General features: G+C 69.9%; 14 protein-coding genes and 1 tRNA gene. 7 read left to right on the forward strand and 8 right to left on the reverse strand.

All coding sequences use genetic code 11. From position 1 onward, the window contains the following. Positions 1 to 45: 45 nt before the first annotated feature. The 4 genes from carB to carA form a co-directional block, all read right to left on the reverse strand. Positions 46 to 3,294, reverse strand: coding sequence for a carbamoyl-phosphate synthase large subunit (gene carB, locus BO39_RS16740; protein ID WP_043835455.1), 3,249 nt, complete (start codon positions 3,292 to 3,294; stop codon positions 46 to 48). Beyond that, on the reverse strand, positions 3,295 to 3,699 hold the full coding sequence (locus BO39_RS16745; RefSeq protein WP_156963724.1) for a hypothetical protein: 405 nt from the start codon (positions 3,697 to 3,699) through the stop codon (positions 3,295 to 3,297). 160 nt (positions 3,700 to 3,859) lie between these two features. Further along, complete coding sequence (locus tag BO39_RS16750; RefSeq protein WP_043835458.1) at positions 3,860 to 4,108, reverse strand: hypothetical protein; 249 nt, start codon at positions 4,106 to 4,108, stop codon at positions 3,860 to 3,862. A gap of 33 nt (positions 4,109 to 4,141) precedes the next feature. Next, the gene (gene carA / locus BO39_RS16755) at positions 4,142 to 5,533 is read right to left on the reverse strand and encodes a glutamine-hydrolyzing carbamoyl-phosphate synthase small subunit (protein WP_043835459.1); all 1,392 of its coding nucleotides are present in this window, start codon (positions 5,531 to 5,533) and stop codon (positions 4,142 to 4,144) included. 152 nt (positions 5,534 to 5,685) lie between these two features. Here carA and BO39_RS16760 point away from each other — a divergent pair, with 152 nt between their 5' ends. From BO39_RS16760 to BO39_RS16775, 4 genes are all read left to right on the forward strand, one after another. Continuing rightward, the gene (locus BO39_RS16760) at positions 5,686 to 6,144 is read left to right on the forward strand and encodes a GatB/YqeY domain-containing protein (protein WP_043835461.1); all 459 of its coding nucleotides are present in this window, start codon (positions 5,686 to 5,688) and stop codon (positions 6,142 to 6,144) included. A 44-nt stretch (positions 6,145 to 6,188) separates the two neighbouring features. Beyond that, a complete protein-coding gene (dnaG, locus tag BO39_RS16765) occupies positions 6,189 to 8,084 on the forward strand; it encodes a DNA primase (RefSeq protein WP_043835463.1) in 1,896 nt (631 codons plus the stop codon). 73 nt (positions 8,085 to 8,157) lie between these two features. Continuing rightward, positions 8,158 to 10,095 (forward strand): RNA polymerase sigma factor RpoD, encoded by a 1,938-nt coding sequence (gene rpoD / locus BO39_RS16770; RefSeq protein WP_043835466.1) that lies wholly within the window; start codon positions 8,158 to 8,160, stop codon positions 10,093 to 10,095. An 8-nt stretch (positions 10,096 to 10,103) separates the two neighbouring features. Next, positions 10,104 to 10,655 (forward strand): GNAT family N-acetyltransferase, encoded by a 552-nt coding sequence (locus tag BO39_RS16775; protein WP_043835468.1) that lies wholly within the window; start codon positions 10,104 to 10,106, stop codon positions 10,653 to 10,655. Positions 10,656 to 10,670: 15 nt separating this feature from the next. On the opposite strand, the gene BO39_RS16780 is transcribed toward BO39_RS16775, so the two are convergent. Together BO39_RS16780 and ppa are read right to left on the reverse strand one after the other, a co-directional pair. After that, positions 10,671 to 10,973 (reverse strand): hypothetical protein, encoded by a 303-nt coding sequence (locus BO39_RS16780; protein ID WP_043835470.1) that lies wholly within the window; start codon positions 10,971 to 10,973, stop codon positions 10,671 to 10,673. 256 nt (positions 10,974 to 11,229) lie between these two features. Next, a complete protein-coding gene (gene ppa / locus BO39_RS16785; protein ID WP_043835471.1) occupies positions 11,230 to 11,757 on the reverse strand; it encodes an inorganic diphosphatase in 528 nt (175 codons plus the stop codon). Between the two features lie 183 nt (positions 11,758 to 11,940). On the opposite strand from ppa, the gene BO39_RS16790 reads away from it, so the two are divergent. Both BO39_RS16790 and BO39_RS16795 read left to right on the forward strand, forming a co-directional pair. Beyond that, positions 11,941 to 13,167, forward strand: a complete 1,227-nt coding sequence (locus BO39_RS16790; RefSeq protein WP_043835472.1) for an E22 family MetX-like putative esterase — start codon at positions 11,941 to 11,943, stop codon at positions 13,165 to 13,167. A gap of 25 nt (positions 13,168 to 13,192) precedes the next feature. Next, positions 13,193 to 13,265: transfer RNA gene (locus tag BO39_RS16795), tRNA-Ile, on the forward strand. Positions 13,266 to 13,271: 6 nt separating this feature from the next. Here the strand turns inward: BO39_RS16795 and BO39_RS16800 are convergent. Then, positions 13,272 to 15,818 carry an AsmA family protein gene (locus BO39_RS16800; RefSeq protein WP_043835473.1) on the reverse strand — a complete coding sequence of 849 codons (2,547 nt, stop codon included), beginning with the start codon at positions 15,816 to 15,818 and terminating at the stop codon, positions 13,272 to 13,274. A 1-nt stretch (position 15,819) separates the two neighbouring features. Then, positions 15,820 to 16,794, reverse strand: coding sequence for an RluA family pseudouridine synthase (locus tag BO39_RS16805; protein WP_043835475.1), 975 nt, complete (start codon positions 16,792 to 16,794; stop codon positions 15,820 to 15,822). Positions 16,795 to 16,977: 183 nt separating this feature from the next. Here BO39_RS16805 and BO39_RS16810 point away from each other — a divergent pair, with 183 nt between their 5' ends. Further along, on the forward strand, positions 16,978 to 17,445 hold the full coding sequence (locus BO39_RS16810) for a YybH family protein (RefSeq protein ID WP_043835476.1): 468 nt from the start codon (positions 16,978 to 16,980) through the stop codon (positions 17,443 to 17,445). Position 17,446 lies beyond the last annotated feature (1 nt).

Raw genomic sequence — 17,446 nt, forward strand, 5'->3', positions numbered from 1 at the left:
CCGCCCCATTCGGCACAGGCCCGCGAGGGTAGCCCCTGCGGTCTGCTACGAGAACGAAGGCCGAAAATACGCCTGCAACGGCGCCACATCAAGGGTTCCGGCCCGGAGTGCCGCGATGGCGTGCACCGCCGCCCGTGCTCCGGCCACCGTCGTGTAGTGCGGCACCCCCTGTGTCAGGGCGCCGCGACGGATGTCGAAGCTGTCGCTGACCGACCGCCCACCACCTGTCGTGTTGATCACGAGCTGAATGTCGCCGGACTTGATGGCATCCACGCAGTGGGGCCGCCCCTCCAGCACCTTGTTCACCACGCGTACAGCCAGGCCCGCCTCGCGCAGCCGACCCGCGGTGCCGCGGGTGGCCAGCAGGTCGAAGCCCATCTCCGACAGGCGCCGGGCGAGGGAGACCGCATGGGCCTTGTCCGAGTCCTTGACTGAGACGAAGGCCGTGCCGCCCTCCGGCAGCTTCACCCCTGCGCCCATCTGGGACTTGAGGAAGGCCCGCTCGAAGGAGAGGTCGAGGCCCATTACCTCGCCGGTGGACTTCATCTCCGGCCCGAGCAGCACGTCCACGCCGGGGAAGCGGTTAAAGGGGAAGACCGCCTCCTTCACCGCGACGTGGCGGGAGATAGTGGTGTCGTCGAGGTTGAACTCGGCCAGCTTCGCCCCCGCCATCACCCGCGCGCCGATCTTCGCCACGGGGATGCCGGTTGCCTTGGCGACGAAGGGCACGGTGCGGCTGGCGCGCGGGTTGACCTCGAGGACGAAGATCTCGCCGTCCTTCACCGCGTACTGCACGTTCATCAACCCGCGCACCTTTAGCGCCCGCGCCATCGCCTCGGTCTCGGCCTTCAGCTCCGTCACGATGGAGGGCGGCAGGGAGTAGGGCGGCAGGGAGCAGGCGCTGTCGCCGGAATGGATGCCGGCCTCCTCGATGTGCTCCATGACCCCCGCGACATAGACCTCGCCCGCTTCGTCGGCGATGCAGTCCACGTCCACCTCGATCGCGTCCTGCAGGTACTGGTCGATGAGGATGGGGTTCTCGCCCGAGACCTTCACCGCCTCCTTGCCGAAGCGCAGCAGCTGCTCGTGGTTGTGGGCGATCTCCATCGCCCGCCCGCCGAGCACGTAGGAGGGGCGCACCACCACGGGGTAGCCGATGCGCTCCACCTCGCGCGCCGCCTCCTCGAGGTTGCGGGCGATGCCGTTCTGCGGCTGCTTCAGGCCGAGGCCCTTCAGCAGTTGCTGGAACCGCTCGCGGTCCTCGGCGATGTCGATCGCCTCGGCCGAGGTGCCGAGGATGGGGATGCCCGCCTTGTCCAGCGCCTGGGAGAGCTTCAGCGGCGTCTGCCCGCCATACTGCACGATGCAGCCGAGCACGGTGCCGCGCTCCTGCTCCTTCCGGATGAGGGCGATCACGTCCTCCTCCGTCAGCGGCTCGAAGTAGAGGCGGTCGGATGTGTCGTAGTCGGTGGAGACAGTCTCGGGGTTGCAGTTGACCATGATCGTCTCGAAGCCGGCCTCGCGCAGGGCGTAGGCGGCATGGACGCAGCAGTAGTCGAACTCGATGCCCTGGCCGATCCGGTTCGGTCCGCCGCCGAGGATCACTACCTTCGTCCGATCGGTCGGATCGCTCTCGCAGACGGGCGCCCCGAAGCCGCCCTCATAGGTCGAGTACATGTAGGGCGTGCCCGAGGCGAACTCGGCCGCGCAGGTGTCGATCCGCTTGTAGACCGGCTTCACGCCGAGCCGCACGCGACGCGCCTCGACCTCCGGCGCCTGCAGCCCCGCGAGCTTCGCCAGGCGCTTGTCCGAGAAGCCGAGCGCCTTGAGCTTGCGCATGCCGCTGGCATCGGTCGGCAGCCCGTCGCGGATCACCCCGGCCTCGGCCGTCACGATCTTCTCGATCTCCCGCAGGAACCAGGGATCGAACTTGCAGGCCGCATGGATCGCCTCGACGTCCAGCCCGGCCCGGAAGGCCTGGGCCACCGTCAGCATCCGGTCAGGCGTGGGCGTGGCGAGGGCCGCGATATAGGCTTCGGGCGAGCCGTCGCCGGGCACGGGGATGTCGTCGAGACCCGAAAAGCCCGTCTCCAGGCTGCGAAGCCCCTTCTGCAGCGCCTCGGGGAAGGAGCGGCCGATCGCCATCGCCTCGCCCACCGACTTCATGCTGGTGGTCAGGGTGTTCGGCGTGCCCGGGAACTTCTCGAAGGTGAAGCGCGGAATCTTCACGACCACGTAGTCGATGGTCGGCTCGAAAGCCGCCGGCGTCGTGCCCGTGATGTCGTTCGCCAACTCGTCCAGCGTGTAGCCGACCGCCAGCTTCGCCGCGACCTTGGCGATGGGGAAGCCCGTCGCCTTGGAAGCCAGCGCCGAGGACCGCGACACCCGCGGGTTCATCTCGATCACCACCATGCGCCCATCGGCCGGGTTGATGCCGAACTGCACGTTCGAGCCGCCGGTATCGACGCCGATCTCGCGCAGGCACGCGATCGAGGCGTCGCGCATCCGCTGGTATTCCTTGTCCGTCAGCGTCAGCGCGGGCGCGATGGTCACGGAGTCGCCGGTGTGGACGCCCATCGGGTCGAGGTTCTCGATGGAGCAGACGATGATGCAGTTGTCCGCGGAATCGCGGACCACCTCCATCTCGAACTCCTTCCAGCCGAGCACGCTCTCCTCGATCAGCACCTCGGTCGTCATCGACGCATCGAGGCCGGAGGCGACGATCTGCTCGAATTCCTCGCGGTTATAGGCGATGCCGCCGCCCGTGCCGCCGAGAGTGAAGGAGGGGCGGATGACGCAGGGGAGCTTCACCAGCTCCAGCCCGGCGCGCGCCTCCTCCATCGTGTGGGCGATGTGGCTGCGCGGGCTCTCGATGCCGATCTTCGTCATGGCATCGCGGAACTTCAGCCGGTCTTCGGCCTTGTCGATCACATCGGCCTTCGCGCCGATCAGCTCGCAGCCATACTTCGCGAGAGCGCCGGAGGCGTCGAGCTTCAGCGCGGTGTTCAGCGCGGTCTGTCCGCCCATGGTCGGCAGCAACGCGTCCGGCCGCTCCTTGGCGATGATCTTCTCGACGACCTCCGGCGTGATCGGCTCGATATAGGTCGCGTCTGCCAGATCGGGATCGGTCATGATCGTGGCGGGGTTGGAGTTCACCAGGACCACCCGGTATCCCTCAGATCGCAGCGCCTTGCAGGCCTGGGCGCCCGAGTAGTCGAACTCGCTCGCCTGCCCGATAATGATCGGCCCGGCGCCGATGATCATGATGGACTTGATGTCGGTGCGCTTCGGCATCTAGGCAGTCTCCTTAGTCGGCGCGCGGAATGGAATGAGTTGGATGTGCAGGAGGAGGATAGCGAGGAGGAGGTGCGACAGAATGAGGAAGGTCATCGGCTCCATGCTTGCCCACCGAGGAACAAGCGCAATTGCTCCGCTTCCTTTCCAGAACCAGGCCAGGCCATGGGCCAGGAAGGACGTGCATATGACCGCAACACCCGCAACAGAGGCCGGTATCGTTCTAAGCCGCCGCAGAATCAGGTAGGCCGGAAAGGCCGTTGCAAGCACGATACTGCTCGGCAGCACGAAGGAGAAAAGGAAATAGCCGAAGCCGGCCACGACCATTCCACCCGCCGCGCCGAACAACATGATTGGCGCACAGCCAATCCCGAGCGCCGAGGCAGCGGCGAGTTGCCTTGTCATGTGCGGTGCCGACGCGCTCGCAACCGGTGCTGCCGACCCATCTGGAGGCAAACCCGGCTCGGACGGGATCTGAGGCACGGAGAAGGGCATCAGGATCCGCCCGACGACGGTTCACATCCCCGCGTGTCGGCGCGCACCACGTCGGACACCATCCTCCCCATCACCGCGCCCGCCCGAGGATCGGTCTGAGGATGAGGAACAGCAGCAGGTGAACCCCCGCCCAAAGCGCCGCGGCCACCGCGCGTCCGGTCTCGAAGCCCTCGCCCGAGAAGAACACCACGCCGCCGAGGGCGAGGAAGGAGATCGCCACCCCGCCCGTCCAGGCGCGGTCCCGCGGCTGGCCGACGCGGGTGAGCGTCCACCAGGCAAGCAGCGAGAGCGGCAGCGCAAGGAACAGCAGCCGGATCACGGGCGCTTTCCCTTATGGGCGAGGGCCGGCACGCTAGCCCGCCTTCGCCATCATCCCGGTGAAACGGTGGAACAGGTAGTGGCTGTCGCTCGGGCCGGGCGAGGCCTCCGGGTGGTACTGGACGGAGAAGGCCCGCTTCGCCTCGCAGGCGATGCCCTCGTTCGAGCCGTCGAAGAGGCTCACATGCGTCACCCTCACGCCTTTGGGCAGTGACTTGTCGTCCACCGCAAAGCCGTGGTTCTGCGAGGTGATTTCCACCCGCCCGGTGGCGAGGTCCTTCACCGGCTGGTTCGCTCCCCGGTGCCCGCGGTCCAGCTTGTAGGTCTTCGCCCCGAGGGCGAGGGCCAGCAACTGGTGCCCGAGGCAGATGCCGAAGATCGGCTTGCCGGCGTCGAGCACGCCCTGGATGGCCGGCACCGCGTACTCCGCCGTCGCGGCCGGGTCGCCAGGGCCGTTGGAAAGGAAGACGCCATCCGGCGTGTGGCGCAGGATCTCCTCGGCAGTCGCGTTGGCCGGCACCACGGTCACCTCGCAGCCGGCATCGGCCAGGCAGCGCAGGATGTTGCGCTTCGCCCCGTAATCGACGGCGACCACCTTGTGCTTCGGCGCGGTCTGCTTGCCGTAGCCCTGGCCCCAGGCCCAGAGGCTCTCGTCCCAGGAGTAGGACTGGCGGCAGGAGACCTCCTTCGCGAGATCCATCCCCTCCAGCCCCGGCCAGCCCGCGGCCTCGGCCCGCAGCGCGGCGAGGTCGAATACCCCGTCCGGCGCGTGGCAGATCACCCCGTTCGGCGGCCCTCCGTCGCGGATCATCACTGTCAGCGCGCGCGTATCGACGCCGGAGATGCCGGGCATGCCGTGGCTCTTCAGCCAGTCGTCGAGGTGGCGCGTCGCGCGGTAGTTGGAGGGCTCGGTGAGATCGGCCTTCACGACCAGCCCGAGGGCGGCCGCCGTCGTCGCCTCCACATCCTCGGCGTTGGCGCCGACATTGCCGATATGCGGGAAGGTGAAGGTAATGATCTGCCCCGCATAGGAGGGGTCGGTCAGCGTCTCCTGGTAGCCGGTCATGCCCGTGTTGAAGCAGACCTCGCCAACGCGCTTGCCTGCGGCGCCGAAGCCACGACCCCAGAACGCCGCGCCATTCCCGAGGACGAGGCAGGCGGTCGCCCCTTCGGGCACCGCATCGGCCGTCTGGTTCGGGGCAGGGGTCATCGCGGGCTCCTGGGTGGAAGATATCGTGTGATCAGTATCGGCGCGCGGCAGGTCCTCGAGGGCCAGCCTGGTGGCGGCGAGCACCGCAGGCCAGTGGCGCGGCGGGATCGTGCGCGCCTGCCGCCACTTGCGGATGGCCTCTGTGCCAACGCCGCAATGGGTCGCGGCGGCGCTGGCGCCGCCCATGAGGGTCAGGATCTGCTCGACCGTCCGCATGGGCTAGATATGTGGGAAAGAACTTCCCAATGGAAGGGGAAATGCGGTCTGTGGCTGGGAAACCACTTCCCAGCCTTCTGCGGGATCACGGCCGGGGCAGACGTGCGTCGCATTCCCCTCTAAACCGCGCCCCCTATCAACGGAGACCCGAGATGAGCCTGCGCGCCCGCTTCACTGAGGAAATGAAGGCCTCTATGCGCGCGGGGGACAGCGCCCGCACCTCCACGATCCGTATGATCATGGCCAAGCTGAAGGACGCTGACATCGCCGCCCGCCCCTCGGGCGTGGAGGCGATCCCGGACGAGGCCATCACCTCCCTCCTCCGCGGAATGGTGAAGTCCCGCCGCGAATCGGTGGAGATGTACCGTCAGGGCAACCGCGAAGAACTCGCCGCCAAGGAGGAGGCCGAGATCGCCGTGATCGAGTCCTTCCTGCCGCAGCAGATGGACGACGCCGCCATGCAGGCCGCGGTGAAGGAAGCCGTCGCTGAGACCGGCGCAACCTCGATCAAGGAGATGGGCAAGGTCATGGCCGCCCTGAAGGCGAAGCACGCGGCGGTGCTGGACATGGCGAAGGCCGGCCCGATGGTGAAGGCCGCGCTCGGCGGCTGAGAACGCTACAGCCCTGGCGGCCGAACCGGTAAAGAGAGGGGAGGATGGCCCTCCCCCCCAACTTCCTCGACGAGCTTCGTGCCCGCACGCCGCTCGCGCCTCTTATCGGCCGTCGGGTCCGGCTGACCCGCAACGGCCGCCAGTGGAAGGGCTGCTGTCCCTTCCACAACGAGAAGACCCCCTCCTTCTACGTCTATGACGACCACTACCACTGCTTCGGCTGCGGCCAGCACGGCGACGCCATCGGCTTCACCATGCAGACCGAGGGCCTGCAGTTCCGCGAGGCCATCGAGCGCCTGGCGGGCGAGGCTGGGCTGGAGGTTCCGCGCGAGAGCCCGCGGCAGGTCGCGCGCGAGGCCCGCGCGAAGGATATTCACGAGGTTCTCCAGGCCGCCTGCGAGGCCATGCAGCGCCGCCTGCGCGGCGTGGAGGGCCGACCGGCGCTCGATTACCTCCGCCGCCGCGGCCTGACCGACGAGACCATCGCCCGCTTCGGCCTCGGCTGGTCCGGAGGAGGCCGCGGCGCGCTGGCCTCCGACCTCAAGCCGCTGGGGATCGAGCCCCGGCAACTGGCGGAGGCCGGTCTCACCAAACCCGCCGAGGGGCGGGAAGGAGCCTTCAACGACTTCTTCTACAACCGCGTCATGTTCCCCATCCGGGACCGCCGCGGCCGGATCGTCTCCTTCGGCGGCCGCATCCTCGGGGACGGCCAGCCGAAATACCTGAACGGCCCCGAGACCGACGTCTTCTCCAAGCGCCGCACCCTCTACGGCCTGGACATGGCGCGGGAGGCCGTCTTTCGGGGCAAGGCGCGGCTGATCGTCGCCGAGGGCTACATGGACGTCATCGCCCTCCATCAGGCCGGCTTCGAAGGGGCGGTCGCTCCCCTCGGCACGGCGCTGACGCCCGAGCAGATGGAGGAGATCTGGCGCGTCACGCCCGAGCCGGTCCTCTGCCTCGATGGCGATGCCGCCGGCCTTCGCGCCGCCGCCCGCGCGAGCGAGATGGTCCTTCCCCTGATCGGCACCGAGCGCACGCTGCACTTCGCGACCCTGCCCCTCGGCCAGGATCCGGACGACCTCATCGGGAAGAAGGGCGCCGCCGGCTTCGAGGCCGTGCTCGCCGGCGCAAGACCCCTCTCGACCGCCCTCTACGACCTCATGGCCGAGGGGAGGGCGCTCGGCACGCCGGAGGGCCGCGCCGCTTTCCGCAACGACCTTGCCGCCGCGGCCGGGCGTATCTCCGACAAATCCCTCGCGGCCGAGTACCGCAGGGCCCTGCTGGACCGCTTCTTCGAGAGCGCGCGGCCCCAGCGGCCTGCGCGCCAGCCCTTCACCCCGGGCCCGCGCAAGAATGGCGCCCCCTTCCGCCCGCCAACACGCCTTCCGCCCCGCGCCGCGCCCGAGGCGGGACACGCGCGGATGGAACAGGCCCGATGCCTGCTGGCCATCACCCTCGCCCATCCCTGGCTGCTCGACGAGGTGGAGGAGGCCTTCGCCCTGCTAGACCTTCCCCACGGCAACCCCGCGGCGCTCCAGGCCGGTCTGCTGGCGTGGCACGCAGGACGCGCCCTCACGGATGTGTCAGAAGCGGAGGGTGCTTCGCTTGACTCCGCGGATTTGGTTGACCACTTGAACGAGACCGGCCTGGAGGAGGCCCGGGCCTGGGTCATGGGCGCGACCGGCCTCCCGCGGGAGGCGAGCCCCGATGCCCAGCCCGCGGAAGCCCTCGATGGCTGGTGGCACTTCTTCGGCTTCCTTCGGGGTGAGGGCGCGCTGGTCGAGGATCTGGAGGCGGCAGGACGCGACCTGGTGGCGGCGAACGACGCCGCTGCCCAGGCACGCGTGATCCGCCTGAGCCAGGCCCTCTCCGCGCTCCGCCGCGGCGAGACGGGGTTGGAGGCGGGGCTGGAGAGCGGCGTCGGCAGCGCCTCTCCATAGTATAGAGACCTTTTTTCCTCCGGCGGCGGCCGCACCCGCTGCCCGGAGGGCATATCCGTGGCGGGAGACGAGCATGGCGACCAAGGTGGCGAACGGCACGGAGACGACGGAGCACCGCGACGAAGCGGTCGAGGGCGCGATGCTCGACAGCCTGCTGGCCTCCGTCAAGAAGCTGATGGCGAAGGGCAAGGAGCGTGGGTACATCACCTACGACGAGTTCAACGCCGCGCTGCCCCAGGGCCAGGTTTCCTCGGAGCAGATCGAAGACACGATGGCGCTCTTCTCCGAGATGGGGATCAACCTCGTCGAGGCCGAGGAGAGCGCCGACGACGACGCCGAGAAGAAAGCCGCGCCCAAGGCCGAGGGCGAGGAAGGCGACGAGGAGAAGGAGAAGGCCGAGGACGAGGAGTCCGGCGGCAACGTGGACGAGGAATCCCTCGGCCGCACCGACGACCCCGTCCGCATGTATCTCCGCGAGATGGGCAGCGTGGAGCTGCTCTCGCGCGAGGGCGAGATCGCCATTGCCAAGCGGATCGAGGCCGGCCGCGACATGATGATCGGCGGGCTCTGCGAGAGCCCGCTCACCTTCCGCGCCATCGTCGGCTGGCACGAGGCCGTGCGCGACGGGAAGATGCTCCTGCGCGACGTCATCGACCTCGAGGCCACCAACAACGCCGACATGCCCGACGGCCCGCCGCCCGAGGCCGAGGAGTTCGAGGAAGGCGAGGAGGGCGAGGGTGTCGGCCTCTCCCTCTCCGCGCTCGAGGAGAAGTTGAAGCCTGAGGCGCTAGCCGCCTTCGAGGCGATCGAGGCTGGCTACGGCCGCCTCGAGAAGATGTCCGCCAAGCGGATGGACACCTACACCTCCGGCGGCGAGCTCGCGGGTCGCTCGGAGAAGTCCTACGAGAAGCAGCGCCTCGAGATCGTGGCACTTGTGCAGAAGGTGCACCTGCACAACAACCGGATCGAGGAGCTGGTCGACCAGATCAAGGGCCTCTACCGCCGACTCGTTGGTCTCGAGGGCCAGGTGCTGCGCCTGGCCGAGAGCCACAAGGTCAAGCGCGCCGAGTTCCTTGAGCACTGGCAGGGCGCCGAGATGGACCCTGCCTGGTTCGACCGCATCGCGAAGCTGAAGGGCAAGGGCTGGCAGAACTTCGTCGCCAACTCGCGCGAGGACGCGGAGAACATCCGCGCCGAGATCGGCAAGGTCGCGGCCCTCACTGGGCTTCCGGTGGGCGAGTACAAGCGCGTCTACGCCACCGTCTCGCGCGGCGAGCGCGACATGACCCAGGCAAAGAAGGAGATGATCGAGGCCAACCTCCGCCTCGTGATCTCCATCGCCAAGAAGTACACGAACCGTGGCCTGCAGTTCCTGGACCTCATCCAGGAGGGCAATATCGGCCTGATGAAGGCGGTGGATAAGTTCGAGTACCGCCGCGGCTACAAGTTCTCCACCTACGCCACCTGGTGGATCCGGCAGGCGATCACACGTTCGATTGCGGACCAGGCGCGGACCATCCGCATCCCCGTCCACATGATCGAGACGATCAACAAGCTCGTCCGCACCTCGCGCCAGATGCTGCACGAGATCGGGCGCGAGCCGCAGCCGGAGGAGCTGGCCGAGAAGCTCGGCATGCCGCTGGAGAAGGTCCGCAAGGTCCTCAAGATCGCCAAGGAGCCGATCTCCCTCGAGACGCCGATCGGCGACGAGGAGGACAGCCACCTCGGCGACTTCATCGAGGACAAGGCCGCCATCATCCCGCTGGACGCCGCCATTCAGTCCAACCTGCGGGAGGCGACCACGCGCGTCCTTTCCAGCCTTACCCCGCGCGAGGAACGTGTCCTGCGGATGCGATTCGGCATCGGTATGAACACCGACCACACGCTGGAGGAGGTCGGGCAGCAGTTCAACGTGACGCGCGAGCGCATCCGGCAGATCGAGGCGAAGGCGCTGCGCAAGCTCAAGCACCCGACCCGCAGCCGCAAGCTGCGCTCGTTCCTCGACAACTAAGCGCCGGAATGTCCACGACCCCCGTCCAGGTCGAGGTCACCTTCCTCCGCATGGAGCGTCCGCCGGCCGATCAGCCGGCGGCGCTTCCTGCCGATACCTTCGTGCTGCCGGTGCCGGACTGCACCGTCGGCTTCTACCGCTACCTCTACGACGGCGTTGGCCGGAACCACTGCTGGTGGCTCCGCCGCACCCTGCCCGATGCCCGCATAGCCGCCATCCTCCACGACCCGGCGACCTCGATACAGGTTCTCTACCGCAACGGGGAGCCCGCGGGCTTCCACGAGATCGAGCGCCGCTGGGATGGCACGACCAACCTCTCCTATTTCGGCCTCATGCCGCACGCGATCGGCCAGGGCCTGGGCCGCGCCTTCCTGCGCCACGCGATCGATGCCGCCTGGTCGGGCCCCTGCTCGCTGCTGACGGTGAACACCTGCACGGCGGACCATCCCCGCGCCCTGCCGAACTACCTCTCGGCCGGCTTCCGCGTGATCCGGCGGGTGCGCGAGGAATGGCCCGTGCCCGACAACCTGGGACTTCGGCTGCCGCTGCGCGCCGGGTAGGAGTGGCTCGCGGCGTCAGTGCTCCCGCGCGAACTCCTCCACCACGCTGAACCCGCGCGTGGCGACCGCGATGAAATGTACCCAGAGTGACTGCGACAGCGCCTGCACGTCCTTGTCGCGTGTTGCCCGCTCGCTCGCGAGCGAATAGGCCGACATCCATTCCCGCATCGCGAAGTTGTCACGGGCCGGCCCTGTCAGGCCCTGGGCCTCGCTCATGTCGATGATGCGCGAGGCCACCACGCTCCGGCCCCACCGCGTCCGCTGGTCCGGCGTCAACTGGTCCCAGGCCAGGGCTGCCTCCAGGTCAGCGGCCTTCATCGCGCTCCTCCTCGATCCGTCTCCCGCTCGCGCGACGGCGAGGAGCCGTCACGAGGGATAATTTACGGTCGGTGGAACGCGCCTGTCCCGCGCGCGGCCGGGGCCTGACGGGCTTGTGTCCGCGCCCGGTGCGGCGCCGCGGTACCCGTCGCGTCGCAGCCACAGCCGGGTGGAGAAGAGGGCACCGCTAGGCTCTCCGTGGAGTCCCGGCGGGAACGCCGCCCCACCCCGGCGCAGGGCGGGGCAGCGCCATGGCTTACTTGGCCGCCGCGGCCGCGATGCCCTGCTGGATCAGCTCTGCGGCCTTGTCCACCGAGCCCCAGCCCGTGATCTTCACCCACTTGCCCGGCTCCAGGTCCTTGTAGCGGGCGAAGAAGTGCTCGATCTGCTGGCGCGTGATCTTCGGCAGGTCGTCGCAGCTGCGGATGTCGGAGAAGTAGGGGTGCAGCTTGTCGTGCGGCACGCAGACGATCTTCTCGTCCTGCCCCGCCTCGTCCTCCATCAGCAGCACGCCGATGGGCCGGCAGCGGATGACGCAGCCCGGCACCACGGCGGCGGGGATCAGCACCAGCGCGTCGGTCGGGTCGCCGTCGTCGGCGATGGTGCCGGGGATGAAGCCATAGGCCGCCGGGTAGTTCATGGGAGTGAAGAGGAAGCGGTCCACCACCACCGCACCGCTGTCCTTGTCCAGCTCATACTTTACCGAGGAGCCCTCGGGGATCTCGATGACCACGTTGATGTCGTGCGGCGGGGCCTTGCCGCTGGGGATCAGGCTCGGGTTCATTCGGGCGGTGGTCCTGGCTCTCGTGGCCCCGGCCGGGGGCGGCCGGGGTGCATCGCCGCGGAATGCGACGAAATGTCGCGGCGGCTCTAGCAGCGCGGGCCCTGACCGGCAATTCGCCAGCTTGCGGGCCGCCTGCTCACTCGCCAGCATGGCGCACCCGAAACGGGAAAATGAGGGGACGCCATGCCACAACGAGAGATCTCCCGCCGAGCGCTGCTGGCCGCGCCCCTGCTCGCGGCCCCGCTTGCCGCGCCCGTCCTGCTCGCGCCCCGCCGGGCGCAGGCCCAGCAGGCGGCCGCCCAGCCCCTGATCGTCCGCAAGCAGGTCTTCGAGGCCGGCGAGTACCGCACCCGCAGCGGGGGCATCGTGCCCAATGCCCGAATCGGCTATCAGACCGCGGGCACCCTCAACGCTGCCGGCGACAACGCCGTACTCATCACCCACTTCTTCTCGGCAAACAGCCATGCCTTCGGCCGCTTCTCGCCGACGGGCCCTGCCGGGTACTGGGACAACATCGTCGGCCCTGGCAAGGCGATCGACACGGATCGCTTCTTCGTCGTCTCCTCCGACACGCTGGTGAACCTCAACCTCAACGACGCCGCCACCACCAGCACCGGCCCCGCTACCATCGATCCCTCCACCGGCCGCCCCTTCGGCATGACCTTCCCGGTGGTTTCCATGCGGGACTTCATCGAGGTGCAGAAGCGCCTGCTCGACAGCCTCGGCGTGAAGCGCCTCGCTCTCGTCGCTGGCCCCTCCATGGGCGCGCTGCAGGCGATCGAGTGGGCCTGCGCCTATCCCGACATGATCGACCGCGTCATGCCCTCGGTCGTCACGGGGGAGTTCGATGCCTTCCTCCTCGGCTGGATGGAGATCTGGGAGGTCCCGATCCGCATGGATCCCAACTGGCGTAATGGCGAGTACTACGGCGCCGGGCGCGAGCCGCCCGTGCGGGGCCTCGCGGAGGCGCTGAAGATCGTCACGCTCCAGGCCCGGGATCGCGGCAGCTTGGCGCAGTTCGGCCGCCGCGCCGCCGAGGGCCAAGATCCCGCCAAGCGGATCGGCGACAGCTTCGCGGTGGAGCGCTTCCTCGACGAGGCCGCGACCGCCCGCGCCAAGACCGCCGACGCAAACGCCTTCATCTATCTCACCCGCGCCAACCAGCTCTTCCTGAACGAGTATCAGGACAGCGCCGAGGCCCTCTCCCGAAGCAAGGCGCGCTGGCTCGTCCTGCCGGCGCCGGGGGACCACATCTTCCCCATCGCCTATGGCCGCGACCTCGGCGAGACGCTCCGCAAGGCGGGCCGGCCCGTGACGGTCTTCGAACTGGAGGGCGGACTCGGCCACCTTGAGGGCGTCGCGAGCATGAACAAGGCCGAGGGCGCGATCCGCACCTTCCTCGGAACCTGAGGCTGATCTAAGGATCGCGCGGGGTGGGCCGGTAGCTCAACGGTTAGAGCTGGCCGCTCATAACGGCTTGGTTGCGGGTTCGATTCCTGCCCGGCCCATCCCCCCTACCGCCCGAGCAGCCCTCGCAGCAGATCTTGGACCCGCGGCTCGCGCGCACGGGGCGTTGGTGCGGCGGGGGCGACGCCCACTGCCGGCGCTTCGCCCCGCGCCACAGCGAGCTGCGCCGCACAGTCCGGCGCGGCGGCCGCAGCGCCACGCCCGCCGAGCAATCCCTCTGCCAGGGCTCCCAAGGCCGCGGTATCCGCGTCGTCCGAGCGCCGGGCCAGCCCGCCCAGCACCCCTGCTGCCGCGGCCGCCGCCGCGTTGGGGTCCACCGAGAAGCGCGGCGCCGCGAAGCGGCCGGTCACACCCAGCGGCGTCGTAACCGAGAGGTCCCCGACTCGCACAACCGGCCGTAGGCGGAAGGCCAGGGTTTCGTCACCGAGGTTGGCTGCGCCCGCCCCGGTGGCACTCGCCACACGGGTTTCCAGCAGCAGGGCGCGCGACTGTGCCACCCCAGCGGCAAGGTCGAAGCGCAGCGCGAGGCAGCGTAGCTCGGTCGCGCCCCCCAGTGCCTCTCCGGGCACCACGCCGCGCAGCGCCGCCGTGGCGCCGGCCAGTAGCCGCTGGTCGATGTGCCCGCCCGTCATCGCCAGGCCGACATGGCCGGAGAGGCTGGCGGCGAGCGCCCGGGTTCCCGCCCCCTGGCCTGACAGAGAAAGGTCCAGCGCCGCCGGGCCCGACACCGGGGACGAGAGGCCCAGCGCCTGGAGAAGGGGCGCGGCATCGACGCCGCCCTCACCACTGCGCAGCGCGAGGAAAACGCGCGGCACTGCTCCGTCCGCCTCCAGGGAGAAGCTTCCGGCAACCGGGCCGCCAGGGGTCTGCGCGGAGAAGCGTTCCCCCACCAGCTTCCGCCCGTTAAGCACCGCGCGCAGGGAGACGTCGCGCCAGTCAGCACCGCCCGACCGAAGTGAGGCGACCGTTCCCTCCGCATCGAGGTTGAACGCGGCATCCCGCACGACCGAGAGATCGACCGGCTGATCGGGGATCACCCGCCCGTTCGGCCGCCCCACCGCGGGAGCGGGGGAGGGCGGTGCAGCCGGAGCGGCCGGTGCGGGGACCGGGTTCGCCGCAGGAGCCGGGGCCGGCGGCTGGAGCCGAAGCGCATCCGCGTCCACCCGCTCCATCACTGCGCGCAGCAGCGCGCTCGGCACGGGCCCCGCCCGCCAGCCGAAGCTCGCCCGCCCGGCCACCTCGCGGGAGGCGAGGACGAACTCCGGGAGGTCCACGCCCTCACCCAGCACATGCGCCCGCCCGTCGAACGCCGCGTCGTGCAGACCCGGCAGCCCGCCGAGGCCGGCGCGCTGCCCCAGAGCGCGCAGGTCCGGCACTCGCAAGGAGAAGGCCCAGTCCGTCTCTGCCAAGGTGCGCCCCGGCGCGAGCGCCCCGTGGAGGGTCCCAGCCACCCCCTCTCCCTCAAGGCTGATTGCCAGCGGCCCCGCGCCCTCTGCCAGCACCTGCGCGAGCGTGGGGCCCTGAACGCCGAAGTTCACCGCCAGCCCGCCGCTGCGCAGCGACCCACCGAGCGTGACCGGTGCCTCCACCGAGGCCGCCGTGAACTGGAGCGGACCGGCGGTGATCTCCCGGCCTCCGGCGCGCAGCGCCACCTCGTTCAGCGAGACGTGCAGGGAGCGCAGCCCCGTGCCCGCTTCCGCTTCTGCGACCAGGGAAAGGCCGCGCGCATCCGGCAGCGCCACGCCCGGCAGGGCGGGCGCCAGCCGCGCTGCCGTATCCGCGGTCGCCGCCACGCGCGCGCGCCAGGCTCCGCGGAAGGGAAGCGGCAGACTGCCGTTCGTCTCCGCGTTCAGGCCTGGCCCGGAAAGCCCCAGCCGGAACGGCCAGTCCGAGGCGGCATCCCCCAGCAGCGCCGCGAGCGGCCCCGATGTGCCGTTCACCGTCGCCGTGACGCCCCGCGCCACCACCTCGCCCTCCGCGAGGATTCCGCCCGCGGAGCCGCGCAGCAGGAGGCGAGGCAACTCCACCACCTCCTCGCGGCCGCCCGCGCGCCAGGTGACCCGGCCAGCTTCGACCGCGACGGTCGCCACATCCAGGTCCAGGGGGCGCGGCGGGGGTGCCGAAGGGGCCGGCGCAGGGGCCGTTTCTGCCTTCGCGGCCCGCGCGAACTGCCAGTTGCCGTGCCCCTCCGCATCCACCTCCAGCAGCAGGTCCGCGCCGACGATCGTTAGCCGTCGCACCTCCACCCGGTGCGAGAGGAGCGGCAGGAGCGCCACTTCCGCCTCGATCCGCCGCGCGTGCAGCATGTCAGGCCGAGAGCCGCCGGGGGCATTCGCCAGGACCGGGCCCTCGAGCGTGATCGCCGGCACTAGCGAGGCCCGCAGCCCCACAGGTCCGGAGAGGCTGAACTCCCGCCCCGTCGCGCCCCGCACCGCCGCCTCCACCCGCGGGCGGACGGCGTCGGAATTCAGCAGCAGGAGCAGCGCCCCGTAGCCCGCCAGCGGCAGGGTCAGCAGGACCACGAGCAGCCCGATCAGCCAGGCTCGCATCCGACGGCGTGGGGCCAGCGGGGCCGATGCGTCGGCGGCCGCCATCTCAGCGCACCCGCTTCGGCGGCGGCGTGCGCGGCCGGTCGAAGCCGAGGAACTCGAAGCTTTCCTTCATATGCGGCGGCAGCGGGGCGGAAACCGAGAGCGTGCCGCCCTCGGGATGCGGCAACTCGATCGTCCGCGCGTGCAGGTGCAGCAGGCCCGACATGCCCTCCAGATGCGCGGCCGCCCCGCCATACTTCCCGTCGCCGAGGATCGGGCATTTCAGCGCGGCTGCCGCATGGACGCGCAGCTGGTGCGTGCGCCCGGTCAGCGGATTCATCTCCAGCCAGGAGACATGCTTACGGGCGTTGTCCACGACGCGAAAGTCCGTGATGGCGGCGGCGCCGTCCTCTCCCTCCTCGGCCGGCGCCGTGCGTTCCCCGCGCGGGCCGCCCTGCCGGGCGAGGGGCATGTTGATCCGCCCGGCAAGCGGGTGCGGCCGCCCTACCACCAGCGCCCAGTAGGTTTTGTGCGCGTCCCGCCCGCGGAAGGCTGCCGCCAGGCGCGACGCCGCCGCCGCGCTGCGAGCCAGCAGCAACACGCCGGAGGTGTCCCGGTCCAGCCGGTGCACGAGCTTCGGCCGTTCCTCATGCCCGAAGCGCAGCGCATCCAGCATGCCGTCGAGGTGCCGCGTGATGCTCGGGCCGCCCTGCACGGGCAGGCCATGCGGCTTGTCGAGGGCGATGACGGAATCGTCGCGGTAGATCACCATCCGCTCCAGCATCGCCGCGTCGCGCTCGGACACGGCGGGGCGCGCGGGCTCGGGGGAGGGGGCCTCGGGCATCGGCGGCACCCGAATTTCCTGCCCTGGCTGCAGGCGCATACCCGTCTCCGCCCGCTTGCCGTCCACCCGTACCTGGCCGGTGCGCAGCATTTTCTGCAGTGCGCCCTGGGTGAGGTTGGGGTGGTGGCGACGGAACCAGCGGTCCAGCCGCAGGTCGGCCTCGTCGGGAAGAACGGTGCGAAGGGTGATGCTCATGCCCGCCAGCGTTTAGCACCCGGGCGGCCTTCCCATGCACCCCGGTGCTTTGCGGCGCTGGTCAATTCCCGCGGGGCGAGCGGGTCCGTTCCGCCAGCGGGGTGCCGCTCCAGCCGCACGACGGGGCTTGCACCCCGCCCTGGCCCGTTCTCAAACACTCAAGCGACGACGCGAGGAACGCCCATGACTGTGCAGGCCCGATCCCCCATCCACCCGGAGGACCTCGCCCTTGTCCGGGACTGGTTCCGCAAGCTGGCCGAGCATGTCCAAGCCGTGGACTTCGCCCCCGCCCGGCCTCTCTTCGCCGAGGATTTCATCGCCTTCGGCACCTACAGCGATTTCGTCAGCGGCCGCGATCACGCGGAGAACAACCAGTGGCGCAAGGTCTGGCCCAGCATCGACGGCTTCACCTGGCGCCTCGACGGCGTACAGGCGGTCGTCTCGCCGGATCGCCTCCACGCCACCGGCATGGCGGTGTGGGACTCCACTGGCTATCGCGAGGACGGCACGCCCTTTGACCGGCTCGGGCGCGCCACCGTCACCTTCGCGCGCGAGGCGGTGGGCAATCCCTGGGTCGCCACGCACACCCATATGTCGCTCTTTCGCGGCACGCCCGACGTGTCGCACGGCCGGAAGCCCTCGCGGAGTTGAG

This window comes from Roseomonas aerilata DSM 19363, from assembly GCF_000711725.1.
GTDB classification, from domain to species: domain Bacteria; phylum Pseudomonadota; class Alphaproteobacteria; order Acetobacterales; family Acetobacteraceae; genus Roseomonas; species Roseomonas aerilata.